Origin of the sequence: Buttiauxella massiliensis, assembly GCF_902500225.1 — a bacterium.
GTDB classification, from domain to species: Bacteria; Pseudomonadota; Gammaproteobacteria; order Enterobacterales; family Enterobacteriaceae; genus Buttiauxella; species Buttiauxella massiliensis.
In genome coordinates this window covers 23,754-36,215 of record NZ_LR722662.1, presented here as the reverse complement: position 1 = coordinate 36,215, position 12,462 = coordinate 23,754, and the positions used below count along the sequence as shown (strand labels likewise).

The following is a 12,462-nucleotide window of genomic DNA, read 5'->3' as shown; positions in this document are numbered from 1 at the left end:
CTAATTTAAGGATATCAATCTGGTTTTAGGATCCCTTCTTGCCTTCAAACGCTATAAGCGTTTTAATTGCGCCCCTGTAATTAGTAGACCGACTGGATTTGAGTGGTAATTCAAACAACTATTCTTCTCCACCGATCCCGGAAAGGATTTTCCGCTGTCGTAACTCCTGATTGCCGGTTTTATGCTGAGTTTCCAGACATAGAAATTTGAATACTTTCAAACAACACCACACATCCACAGGCTGCAAAATTTTATGACCCATCATTTGAAATCTCGTGACATCCTCGCACTGGGCTTTATGACCTTTGCGCTGTTTGTTGGAGCAGGCAATATCATTTTCCCGCCAATGGTGGGGTTACAGGCTGGTGAACACGTTTGGATTGCCTCCCTTGGCTTTCTGGTCACAGCAGTTGGCCTGCCCGTTCTGACTATTGTCGCTATCGCCCGCGTTGGTGGTGGTATTGATAGCCTGAGCTCGCCAATTGGCCGCCGTGCTGGTGTGCTGTTGGCCACCGTTTGTTATCTGGCCGTTGGTCCGCTGTTTGCGACACCTCGTACAGCGACTGTCTCCTTCGAAGTGGGGATTGCGCCGCTGGTTGGCAGCAGTGAACTTGCTCTGTTTATCTACAGCCTGGTTTATTTTGCCATTGTTATGGCCATCTCTTTGTATCCGGGCAAATTGCTGGACACAGTCGGTCACGTGCTGGCTCCGGTAAAAATTGTCGCGTTATTGGCGTTGTCAGTCGGCGCGATTCTGTGGCCTGCAGGCGGTATCAGCACCGCGACGGAAGCGTACCAACATGCGGCGTTTTCTAACGGCTTCGTCAATGGTTATCTGACCATGGATACGCTGGCATCTTTGGTCTTCGGGATTGTCATTGTTAACGCAGCGCGTTCACGTGGCGTTACGGAATCTCGCTTGCTGACGCGCTATACAATCTGGGCTGGCCTGATTGCAGGTGTTGGTTTAACGCTGATTTACCTTGCTCTGTTCCGTCTGGGTTCTGACAGCGCATCGCTGGTTAGCGATCAAAACGCGAACGGTGCCGCAATTCTGCATGCGTATGTTGCTCATACCTTCGGTGGTGCCGGTAGCTTCTTCCTTGCCGCGCTGATTTTCCTCGCGTGTATGGTAACGGCGATTGGCCTGACTTGTGCGTGTGCTGAGTTCTTCAGCCAGTATCTGCCGCTTTCTTACCGCTCGCTGGTGTTTATCCTTGGCCTGTTCTCGATGGTGGTTTCTAACCTCGGCCTGAGCCATTTGATTCAGATTTCGATTCCCGTGCTGACGGCGATTTACCCACCGTGTATTGCGCTGGTGGTACTGAGTTTCACCCGTCCGTGGTGGCATAATTCAACTCGCGTTATCGCTCCGGCGATGCTCATCAGTACCTTGTTCGGTATCCTTGATGGGATTAAAGCTTCGGCAATCAGTGATATTTTACCAGCGTGGACGGCGCGTTTGCCGCTTGCTGATCAAGGGTTGGCATGGCTAGCACCAACGGTCATCATGGTGGTTATTGCCATTATTTGGGACCGTGCCGCAGGGCGACAGGTGGCATCCGCCGCCCACTAAAAATTAAAATTATGTTCAACCACGGGGCTTAGCTCCGTGGTTTTTTTTTATTGTTAAGCAGGTATGGAATCAATGGAAAACGCTAATAAACTCAAGCGCGGCTTGAGTACCCGGCACATACGCTTTATGGCGTTGGGTTCGGCAATTGGCACCGGGCTGTTTTATGGCTCGGCAGACGCAATTAAAATGGCTGGCCCAAGTGTATTGCTGGCTTACATCATTGGCGGGGTGGCGGCATATATCATTATGCGTGCACTCGGCGAGATGTCGGTTCATAACCCTTCAGCCAGTTCATTCTCACGTTATGCGCAAGACAACCTTGGCCCATTAGCCGGATATATCACTGGCTGGACCTACTGTTTTGAAATCCTGATAGTAGCGATTGCGGATGTTACCGCCTTCGGTATCTATATGGGTCTCTGGTTCCCCGCGGTGCCCCATTGGGTCTGGGTATTGAGCGTGGTGCTGATTATTTGTGCCATTAACCTGATGAGCGTGAAGGTGTTCGGCGAGCTGGAGTTCTGGTTCTCATTCTTCAAGGTTGCCACCATCATTATCATGATTGCTGCCGGCATTGGCATCATCGTGTGGGGTATTGGTAACGGCGGCAAGCCAACAGGTATTCATAACTTATGGAGCAATGGCGGCTTCTTCAGCAATGGCTGGATAGGCATGATTATGTCGTTGCAGATGGTGATGTTTGCTTACGGCGGTATTGAAATCATTGGTATTACTGCTGGTGAAGCGAAAGACCCGCAGAAGTCGATTCCACGTGCGATCAACTCTGTTCCTCTACGCATTCTGGTGTTCTATGTGGGCACGCTGTTTGTCATCATGTCGATTTACCCGTGGAACCAGGTAGGGACGGAAGGTAGCCCGTTCGTGCTGACTTTCCAGCATATGGGGATAACGGCTGCGGCAGGCATTCTGAACTTTGTGGTGATCACCGCTTCACTTTCTGCGATTAACAGCGATGTATTTGGCGTGGGTCGCATGTTACACGGCATGGCGGAGCAGGGCAGCGCGCCGAAAGTCTTCGCTAAAACCTCACGTAACGGCATCCCTTGGGTGACGGTTTTAGTGATGTGTTTCGCGTTGTTGCTGGCGGTAGTGTTAAATTACCTAATTCCAGAAAATGTATTCCTGGTGATTGCGTCGCTGGCAACCTTTGCCACCGTGTGGGTGTGGATTATGATTTTGCTGTCGCAGATTGCTTTCCGCCGCAAACTCTCACCAGAACAAACAAAGGCGCTGAAATTCCCGGTACCGGGCGGCGTTGCAACTACAGCAGTCGGGCTAGTGTTCCTGGTGTTTATTATCGCGCTTATCGGCTGGCACCCGGACACCCGCATTTCACTGTATGTTGGCTGTGTGTGGATAGTTTTGCTGTTGGTCGGTTGGCTATTCAAACGCCGCCAGATACTCGCCGCAAGCGAAAGCAGCAACGGAGTATAATCACCGTTGTCAGGTGGACTAGCGAAAGCGACATCCACCTTCTTGCTTACATCTCCGGGCATTCCACTTTACTTATTGCATCCCAGTAGTTTTTCTCGTTATTGCGCTCAAGCGCAATCCTCGCATCACGGATATAGGCTTTGTTATCCTCGTTAGAGAGGATTTTATTCGCCCAAACCTCATCAGATGTCTTCTTCTGCGGGTGGCAAGTCTTCTTCAAGTCACTGATAATTTGCTGTTTATATTTGCCAAACTGCAGAGATTCGTAAGCCGAATTTGCCAGAGAATTGGCAGACCAGACCACGCAAAGAAGCAGCGTAATATTTCGGACGATAGACATAACGGTCTCCTGAACGGTGAGAATATTCTCACTATAGGTAGCGCTAACTTATTAAGCAAACGGCTCAATTTCTCATCCCCCGCTTTCATCCCCCAATAAAAATAGCAACGATGAGTGATAGCCAACTACGCTGTGGCAAGGTGGCGGCAATAAATTTTCTGGGGATACGATTATGTTGAATGCATGGCACCTTCCGGTGCCCCCTTTCATACAAACACGTAAAGACAAGTTGTATATCACGCTGTGGGTTTCTGGCGATGATTTACCGCAGCGTGTAGTTCTGCGTTACGAAAAGGATAATGAAGAAACCTCAATACAGATGACGCGCCAAAAAGTGGCTCCCGAAGAGGGAGTGGTGGCATGGCGCGGCGTGATTGATCTAACCGAAGGGCAGCCGCGCCGACGCTACAGCTTCAAGCTGCTGTGGTTGGATAAACAGCGCTGGCTAACACCGCAAGGTTTGAGATCAATTCCACCTGCAAGGCTTGAGCAGTTTGCGGTTGATCTTCCGGATGACGGCCCGCAATGGGTACAAGATCAGATCTTCTATCAAATTTTCCCCGATCGTTTTGCGCGTAGTGAGCAACGCTCGCCCGAGCAGGATCAGGTTTATTATCACCATGCGGCAAAACGCGACATTGTTTTGCGCAATTGGGACGAACCGCTCAGTGGAGATGCCGGCGGATCGACATTTTATGGCGGCGATCTGGATGGGATTAGCGAAAACCTGCCGTACCTGAAAAAGCTGGGTGTCACCGCGCTGTATCTCAATCCGATCTTTACCGCGCCGAGCGTACATAAATACGATACTCAGGATTATCGCCACGTAGATGTGCAGTTCGGCGGCGATCACGCTTTTTTACGTTTGCGTAAAAATACTCAGAAATACGGTATGCGCCTGATGCTCGATGGGGTATTTAACCACAGTGGTGATACGCATCAGTGGTTTGACAGGCAGCAAACTCATGGAGAGGGGGCGAGCCACAATCCACAATCTCCATGGCGTGATTTTTACAGCTATAACCAGGAGGGGCATGCGCTCGACTGGCTTGGGTACTCCAGTTTGCCAAAGCTCGATTATCAATCTGCCACGCTAGTTGATGAAATTTACCAGGGCGAAGACAGCGTTGTGCGCCACTGGCTGCGTGAACCGTGGGGTATCGACGGCTGGCGGCTTGATGTGGTGCATATGCTTGGTGAAGCGGGCGGGGCAAAAAACAATTTGCTGCACGTCAGCGGTATCACCAAAGCGGCGAAAGAAACCAATCCCGAAGCCTATATTTTGGGTGAGCATTTTGGCGATGCGCGCCAGTGGTTGCAGACTGATGCCGAAGATGCGGCGATGAACTATCGCGGATTTACTTTCCCAATTTGGGGATTCCTCGCTAACACCGATATTTCTTACGATCCGCAGCATATCGACGCACAAACATGTATGGCCTGGATGGATGAATATCGTGCGGGGCTTTCTCAGCAGCAGCAATTGCGCATGTTTAACCAGCTTGATAGTCATGACACTGCACGTTTCAAGTCGATCCTCGGTAAGGATGTTGCGCGATTGCCGCTGGCTGTAGTGTGGCTGTATTGCTGGCCTGGTGTGCCTTGTGTTTACTACGGCGATGAAGTCGGTCTGGATGGTAATAACGACCCGTTCTGCCGCAAGCCATTCCCATGGGACCCCGATCGGCAGGATCAGGATTTGCTGGCGCTTTACCAGCGCCTTGGCAAATTGCGCCACAAAAGCCGTGCTTTGCGCCACGGCGGCTGTCAGGTGATTTACGCCGAAGGCGACGTGGTGGTCTTTGTGCGTGTTTACCAGGGCGAGCGCGTACTGGTGGCGCTCAACCGTGGTGAACAAACGGCGCTCACGCTGCCGTGGGAACCGCTGTTAAACGACAAAGTCTGGACGCAGCTGGAAGGTGAAGCGACGTTTGAAAACTGCGAACTGTTGCTGCCTGCGGTTTCAGTTTCAGTGTGGCGTAATTAGGTACCCTGAAACCGGTTTCCCTTTTGCCGAGCGAAGGGGAAAACCGGTGCTATTCTTAGTTTTCGTTCCCTTCAATAAGATCCCCTTAAGTTAGACATTTCCAGATCTCATACCGTTTGGGAGGCAGCCGCTTGGACTATCTCCCTAATCAATCAGATGAAATTTAAGGAAAACTTTATGTCTATACGTGAACTGATCGACCCGAACAACTCCACTCTGATTTTTATCGACCATCAGCCACAAATGTCTTTTGGCGTCGCCAATATTGACCGCCAAGTTTTGAAAAACAACACGGTAGCACTGGCAAAAGCGGGCAAGATCTTTAACGTTCCTACCATTTATACCTCGGTCGAAACTAAAAGCTTCAGCGGTTACATCTGGCCCGAACTGCTGGCTGTTCATCCTGAAATAACCCCAATCGAACGCACCTCAATGAACTCCTGGGAAGATGCTGCTTTTGTTGCAGCGGTGAAAGCGACCGGGCGCAAGAAGCTGATTATCTCTGCGCTGTGGACCGAAGTATGCCTGACATTCCCGGCGCTAATGGCACTAAAAGAGGGCTTCGAGGTTTACGTAGTGACTGATACCTCAGGCGGCACGTCGGTGGATGCGCACGAGCGCTCAATCGATCGTATGGTGCAGGCGGGTGCGGTGCCAGTGACCTGGCAGCAAGTATTGCTGGAATACCAACGCGATTGGGCGCGACGCGACACTTACGATGCGGTGATGGATCTGGTACGCGAGCACAGCGGCGCGTATGGCATTGGGGTCGATTACGCCTACACCATGGTTCATGGTGCGCCGGAACGGAAAGCCTGATCTATGGCGGACAACAACACGGTTACGCTGGTGATTACTCACGCCCTTAAAGCGGGGCAGGCCGCGCGTTATGAGCAGTGGCTTGAGAAAATCATGCCTGCAGCCGCTCGTTATCCAGGTCATCGCGGCGTGCATGTTATTCGCCCCACGGCTGGAAATGATGTGTACAACATCGTTATCCGCTTCGACACGCTAGAAAATCTCACCACCTGGACGAAATCGGCTGAGCGTGAAGCGTTGGTTGATGAGATCAAACCGATCCTCAGCCAGGACGATCATCTGGAAGTGCGCACCGAAAATGCATTTTGGTTCACCCCGGAAACACCAACGATCAACCGTCCGGCACAGTGGAAGCAATTTCTGATAACGCTGGCCGTGATTTTCCCCAGCACCAATATCGTTCCGCGAATCACTGCGCTGATTTTTCCCTCTATGCACGGCTCGCTGTTACTGCACTTTATCAACGATGCGCTGGTCGTCGCGCTGGTGGTATGGCTGTGGATGCCCATTATGACGCGTCTGTTTGCGGGCTGGCTGAAAAAATAACGTTTCACCGAGGAGAACAGGTTATGTCGCAATCTGCTTCACTAATTCTCACCAACGGGCAGTTTCACACGCTCGATAGCGAAGCGCCGCTGGCTGAAGCGGTGGCTATCAAAGACGGCAAAATTATCGCAGTAGGAAATGAGTCGTGGGTGATGAGCTTTGCGAGTGGGGAAACACAGCGAGTTGATCTTCAAGGCCATACGGTAATACCCGGCCTTAATGACTCACATTTGCACCTTATTCGTGGTGGGCTCAATTACAACCTGGAACTGCGTTGGGAAGGTGTGCCATCTCTTGCGGATGCACTGCGGATGCTAAAAGAGCAGGCTTTGCGTACCCCTTCGCCGCAGTGGGTACGTGTGGTTGGAGGGTGGACTGAGTTTCAGTTTGCTGAGCGCCGTATGCCAACGCTTGAAGAACTCAACGAGGCGGCTCCAGATACGCCCGTTTTTGTGCTGCATCTTTACGACCGTGCACTGCTAAACCAGGCGGCACTTAGAGCGGTGGGTTACACCAAAGAGACGCAAAATCCGCCGGGCGGTGAAATCATGCGCGACCGCAATGGCAACCCAACCGGAATGTTGATAGCCAAACCGAATGCGATGATTTTGTACTCGACGCTGGCGAAAGGGCCAAAACTTCCGCTGGAAATGCAGGTCAATTCCACGCGCCAGTTTATGCGCGAACTCAACCGGCTGGGCATCACCAGCGCGATTGATGCCGGGGGCGGGTTCCAGAATTACCCGGAGGATTACCAGATTATCGACCAGCTTCACGCGCAAAAACAGATGACGGTGCGCATTGCCTACAACCTGTTTACCCAGCGCCCACAGCATGAGCTGGAAGATTTTGAAAAATGGACGGATATGCTCAAACCGGGGCAGGGAACGGATTTCTATCGTGCGAACGGCGCGGGTGAAATGCTGGTGTTTTCCGCCGCTGATTTTGAGGATTTCTTGCAGCCGCGCCCAGATTTGCCCGACGGCATGGAGCAAGAACTGGAACGTGTGGTGCGCCATCTGGTTGAGCATCGCTGGCCGTTCCGTCTACACGCGACCTACAACGAGTCCATCAGCCGCATGTTGGATGTGTTTGAGAAGGTGGATCACGATATTCCTTTTAACGGTTTGCACTGGCTGTTTGACCACGCGGAAACAATCAGCGAGAAGAACATTGAGCGCGTAAAGGCGCTGGGTGGTGGGATTGCCGTACAGCATCGCATGGCGTTTCAGGGGGAATATTATGCCGCGCGATACGGAACGGAAGCTGTAAAACAAACTCCGCCGATTGCCAAAATGCTGGCGGCAGAATTACCTGTCGGCCTGGGGACGGATGCCACACGCGTCGCCAGCTATAACCCGTGGACGGCGCTGTACTGGCTGGTTTCGGGGCGCACCGTCGGCGGAATGCAAATGTACGACGATAACAATCGCCTGTCGCGTGACGTGGCGCTTGAGCTATGGACGGCGGGCAGTGCATGGTTTTCCAGCGAACAAGGCAAGAAAGGGCGCATTAAAGCCGGGCAGCTTGCCGATTTAGTCGTCCTTTCAAAAGATTATTTCAAGGTGACGGAAGAAGAAATCAAAGGCATCGAATCGGTGCTGACGCTGGTGGATGGCAAAGTGGTTTACGCCGCTGGCATGTTTACGCCACTGGCACCGCCGTCGATTCCTGTGCTGCCAGAATGGTCGCCGGTGGTTAACGTTCCGGGGCATTATCGCGCTGACCCGCCCGCTGCGGCAAAAGTGGGTATGACGGCGCAGGTTCATCAGTGTTGTGGCAGTTGTAATGTGCATGGTCATCAACATGACGCAGCGCGTAAATCGACAATTCAGGTTTCTGATGAAGGTGCTTTCTGGGGCGTGATGGGATGTTCGTGTTTTGCGTTTTAGGCGCAATTTAAAGGCAATAAAAAAGGCCGCTTGCGCGGCCTTTGTTGTCAAAAACGTTTAGCTATTACAGGCTAGAAACGTTTTCGCTCAGGTATTTAGCAACGCCGTCTGGAGACGCGTTCATGCCTTCTTTCCCTTTTTCCCACTGAGCTGGGCACACTTCGCCGTGCTCTTCGTGGAATTGCAGCGCATCAACCATACGCAGCATTTCATCAACGTTACGGCCCAGCGGCAGGTCGTTAACAACCTGGTGACGCACGATACCGGCTTTATCGATCAGGAAAGAACCACGCAGCGCAACGCCTGCGTCTGGATGTTCGATGCCATAAGCTTTCTGAATTTCACGCTTAATGTCAGCAACCATCGCGTATTTCACTTCACCGATGCCGCCGTTTTCAACAGGGGTTTTACGCCATGCGTTGTGAACGAACTCGGAGTCAAAAGATACACCAACGACTTCTACGCCACGTTTCTGGAATTCTTCGTAACGCTTGTCAAAAGCAATCAGCTCAGACGGGCAAACGAAAGTGAAGTCCATTGGCCAGAAGAACACAACGGTGGTTTTACCATTGGTGTGTGCTTTGAAGTTGAAGTTTTCAACGATTTCACCGCTACCAAGAACGGCTGCAGCTGTAAAGTCAGGGGCTGGACGAGTAACCAGGACCATATGTACTCCTGTTAATTTTGTTAAAGTGAGTGTTAACGCAACGGGGGGGAGTATAGGGGTGGCAATCCCTCTAACTCAAGCACACTGCGCCGATTAATCAGATAGGATTTACCTATCAAAAAATGAATATTGGCACAGCGGCGATCCAAAATAGCCCTTTTTTGTAAAAGGGCAAGAATTTAATCGTGAGGCTGCGACAGGCTACAAATTCTTTTGCTCGGCCATCGCCATCATGCGCGGGTAAAACTGCCAGAACAGCTCTTCAAGTTCATCATAGTGAGCATCAAGATCTTGCCAGGAAGCTCGCAAAGCATCTAGTTTTGGTCTACGGCTAGCCATGCCATTGAGAACATTAGCAATAAATGCCATATCACTATAACGCTCCATCCAGCGCTCTTCCCACAGATATTGATTCAGATTGATAAAGCGTGGTGGGGTGTCCGATAAGAACGGTTCAATATTGGCGCGGGCGCTGGAGATAAACTCTGGTAGTGGGATATTCGGGCTTAGCGTTTGCCAATGGCGTGAAACGAAATGATCCCACATAACATCCAGCGTAATCGGTGCGACACGGCGCGTTTCAGGGCGGAACCATTGACGTGCAATCGCCACTTCCGGTAAACCGTCGGTCAGAACATCCACACGACGGTGCATTCGGATGCCTGCCACCACATCGCCTGGAAAACTTTCATCCGGGTTGCCACGTACGAAATCAGCCAGCAAATTACCCAGAAGTGAGCTGTCAGCAAGGCTTGCGAGATGTAAATGGGCGAGAAAATTCATAGTAACCTTATTCGTAAATAGCGTAAGGGCGGCTTATTCCTTGCAGGGAAAGTCCCCTGGCACTAGACTGTAGCGCCACTTTTTAAGTCTTGAGTTCTAAACCATGCGCGTTGCCGATTTTTCCTTTGAATTACCTGAATCCTTGATTGCTCATTATCCACAAGCACAGCGTAGTGGGTGTCGTTTGCTGTCGCTGGAAGGGCCGACGGGTAATTTAACGCATGGCACTTTCACCGATTTGCTCGGTAAGCTCAACCCTGGAGATTTGCTGGTCTTTAACAATACCCGCGTAATCCCGGCGCGCCTTTTTGGCCGTAAAGCGAGCGGCGGTAAGATTGAAGTGCTGGTCGAGCGCATGCTTGATGACAAACGCATTCTGGCGCATATCCGTGCCTCTAAAGCACCGAAACCGGGCGCTGAGTTGTTGTTGGGCGATGATGAAAGCGTACATGCCACGATGGTTGCGCGCCACGATGCGCTGTTCGAAGTGCAGTTTGAGGACGAGCGCAGCGTGCTCGATATTTTAAACAGTATCGGCCATATGCCGTTGCCACCGTATATTGACCGTCCGGATGAAGAGTCTGACCGCGAGCTGTACCAGACGGTATATAGCCAGAAACCAGGTGCGGTTGCGGCTCCGACTGCGGGTCTGCACTTTGATGAGCCGTTACTGGAAGCACTGCGCAGCAAGGGTATTGAACAAGCGTTTGTCACGCTGCACGTAGGGGCCGGGACATTCCAGCCAGTGCGCGTTGATAGCATCGAAGACCACATCATGCATTCCGAATATGCGGAAGTGCCACAAGATGTTGTTGATGCCGTATTAGCCTGTAAAGCACGTGGTAATCGCGTTATCGCGGTTGGCACGACATCAGTTCGTTCGTTAGAAAGCGCGGCACAGGCCGCAAAAAATGACCTGATCGAACCTTTCTTTGGCGATACACAAATTTTCATCTACCCAGGTTATCAATACAAAGTGATTGATGCGCTGGTGACCAATTTCCACCTGCCGGAATCGACTCTGATCATGCTGGTTTCTGCGTTTGCTGGTTATAAAAACACCATGAACGCCTATAAAGAAGCCGTAAGTTCCGAATATCGCTTTTTTAGTTACGGGGATGCCATGTTCATCACGTACAATCCGCAGGCTATTGATGAGCGCCCAGGCGCGTAATCACTAAATTCTACGCCGCCGGTTACTCCGACGGCGTTTTGTCTTAACCATCAGACTGTTTCTCTGATGCTGGAGGAAATGTGAAATTTGAATTAAATACTACCGACGGACGCGCTCGTCGTGGCCGCCTGGTGTTCGACCGTGGCGTTGTAGAAACGCCTGCGTTCATGCCTGTTGGTACTTACGGCACCGTGAAAGGGATGACGCCGGAAGAAGTTGAAGCCACTGGCGCGCAAATTATTCTGGGTAACACCTTCCACCTGTGGTTGCGTCCAGGCCAGGAAATCATGAAGTTGCACGGCGACTTACATGACTTTATGCAGTGGAAAGGCCCAATTCTGACTGACTCCGGCGGTTTTCAGGTCTTTAGCCTTGGTGACATCCGGAAGATTACCGAAGCTGGTGTGCACTTCCGCAACCCAATCAACGGCGATGCAATTTTCCTCGATCCAGAAAAATCGATGGAAATTCAATACGATCTCGGCTCCGATATCGTAATGATCTTCGATGAATGTACCCCGTATCCAGCTGACTGGGATTACGCTAAGCGTTCAATGGAGATGTCTTTGCGTTGGGCACAGCGTAGTCGCGATCGCTTTGATTCTCTTGAGAATAAAAATGCGCTGTTCGGCATTATTCAGGGCAGTGTTTACGAAGATTTACGAGATATCTCGGTAAAAGGTCTGGTAGAGATTGGCTTTGATGGCTACGCTGTCGGCGGCCTGGCTGTAGGTGAACCGAAGGAAGACATGCACCGTATTCTGGAACATGTTTGTCCGCAAATTCCTGCTGATAAGCCACGTTACCTGATGGGCGTAGGGAAACCGGAAGACTTGGTTGAAGGTGTTCGTCGCGGTATTGATATGTTCGACTGCGTGATGCCAACCCGTAACGCACGTAATGGTCATCTCTTCGTCACTGATGGCGTGGTGAAAATCCGTAATGCGAAGCATAAAGATGACACTTCGACGCTGGATGCTGAGTGTGATTGCTATACGTGTCGCAATTATTCACGTGCCTACTTGTATCATCTTGACCGTTGCAACGAAATACTCGGTGCACGCCTCAACACGATTCATAACTTGCGCTATTACCAGCGTTTAATGGCAGGTTTACGCAAGGCCATTGAAGAGGGTAAATTAGAGCAGTTCGTAAGTGATTTTTACGAGCGAATCGGTAAACCAGTTCCACCTTTGAACGTTGATTAATTTAATAATGAGGGA

The 12,462-nt window shown here is 51.1% G+C and carries 11 protein-coding genes; 8 read left to right on the top strand and 3 right to left on the bottom strand.

The window, feature by feature from the left end; genetic code table 11:
- Positions 1 to 253: 253 nt before the first annotated feature.
- A complete protein-coding gene (gene brnQ / locus GC128_RS18695) occupies positions 254 to 1,576 on the top strand; it encodes a branched-chain amino acid transporter carrier protein BrnQ (protein WP_151995553.1) in 1,323 nt (440 codons plus the stop codon).
- A gap of 72 nt (positions 1,577 to 1,648) precedes the next feature.
- Complete coding sequence (proY, locus tag GC128_RS18690) at positions 1,649 to 3,031, top strand: proline-specific permease ProY (RefSeq protein ID WP_151995552.1); 1,383 nt, start codon at positions 1,649 to 1,651, stop codon at positions 3,029 to 3,031.
- 46 nt (positions 3,032 to 3,077) lie between these two features.
- On the opposite strand, the gene GC128_RS18685 is transcribed toward proY, so the two are convergent.
- On the bottom strand, positions 3,078 to 3,371 hold the full coding sequence (locus GC128_RS18685) for a YicS family protein (RefSeq protein ID WP_151995551.1): 294 nt from the start codon (positions 3,369 to 3,371) through the stop codon (positions 3,078 to 3,080).
- 172 nt (positions 3,372 to 3,543) lie between these two features.
- Between GC128_RS18685 and malZ the strand changes: the two genes are divergently transcribed.
- The 4 genes from malZ (at position 3,544) to GC128_RS18665 (ending at position 8,615) form a co-directional block, all read left to right on the top strand.
- Positions 3,544 to 5,358 (top strand): maltodextrin glucosidase, encoded by a 1,815-nt coding sequence (malZ, locus tag GC128_RS18680; protein WP_151995550.1) that lies wholly within the window; start codon positions 3,544 to 3,546, stop codon positions 5,356 to 5,358.
- Positions 5,359 to 5,535: 177 nt separating this feature from the next.
- Positions 5,536 to 6,177 (top strand): hydrolase, encoded by a 642-nt coding sequence (locus tag GC128_RS18675; protein ID WP_151995549.1) that lies wholly within the window; start codon positions 5,536 to 5,538, stop codon positions 6,175 to 6,177.
- 3 nt (positions 6,178 to 6,180) lie between these two features.
- A complete protein-coding gene (locus GC128_RS18670; RefSeq protein WP_151995548.1) occupies positions 6,181 to 6,723 on the top strand; it encodes an antibiotic biosynthesis monooxygenase in 543 nt (180 codons plus the stop codon).
- A 23-nt stretch (positions 6,724 to 6,746) separates the two neighbouring features.
- Entirely contained in the window at positions 6,747 to 8,615 is a 1,869-nt protein-coding gene (locus tag GC128_RS18665) for an amidohydrolase (RefSeq protein WP_151995547.1), read from the top strand.
- Between the two features lie 64 nt (positions 8,616 to 8,679).
- On the opposite strand, the gene GC128_RS18660 is transcribed toward GC128_RS18665, so the two are convergent.
- Together GC128_RS18660 and acpH are read right to left on the bottom strand one after the other, a co-directional pair.
- Positions 8,680 to 9,282: a peroxiredoxin C gene (locus tag GC128_RS18660; RefSeq protein WP_120066281.1), complete on the bottom strand. Its 603-nt coding sequence runs from the start codon at positions 9,280 to 9,282 to the stop codon at positions 8,680 to 8,682.
- A gap of 201 nt (positions 9,283 to 9,483) precedes the next feature.
- The gene (gene acpH / locus GC128_RS18655) at positions 9,484 to 10,065 is read right to left on the bottom strand and encodes an ACP phosphodiesterase (protein ID WP_151995546.1); all 582 of its coding nucleotides are present in this window, start codon (positions 10,063 to 10,065) and stop codon (positions 9,484 to 9,486) included.
- Between the two features lie 103 nt (positions 10,066 to 10,168).
- Here acpH and queA point away from each other — a divergent pair, with 103 nt between their 5' ends.
- Both queA and tgt read left to right on the top strand, forming a co-directional pair.
- Positions 10,169 to 11,239: a tRNA preQ1(34) S-adenosylmethionine ribosyltransferase-isomerase QueA gene (queA, locus tag GC128_RS18650; RefSeq protein WP_151995545.1), complete on the top strand. Its 1,071-nt coding sequence runs from the start codon at positions 10,169 to 10,171 to the stop codon at positions 11,237 to 11,239.
- Positions 11,240 to 11,319: 80 nt separating this feature from the next.
- Entirely contained in the window at positions 11,320 to 12,447 is a 1,128-nt protein-coding gene (gene tgt, locus GC128_RS18645; protein ID WP_151995544.1) for a tRNA guanosine(34) transglycosylase Tgt, read from the top strand.
- Positions 12,448 to 12,462: the final 15 nt, after the last annotated feature.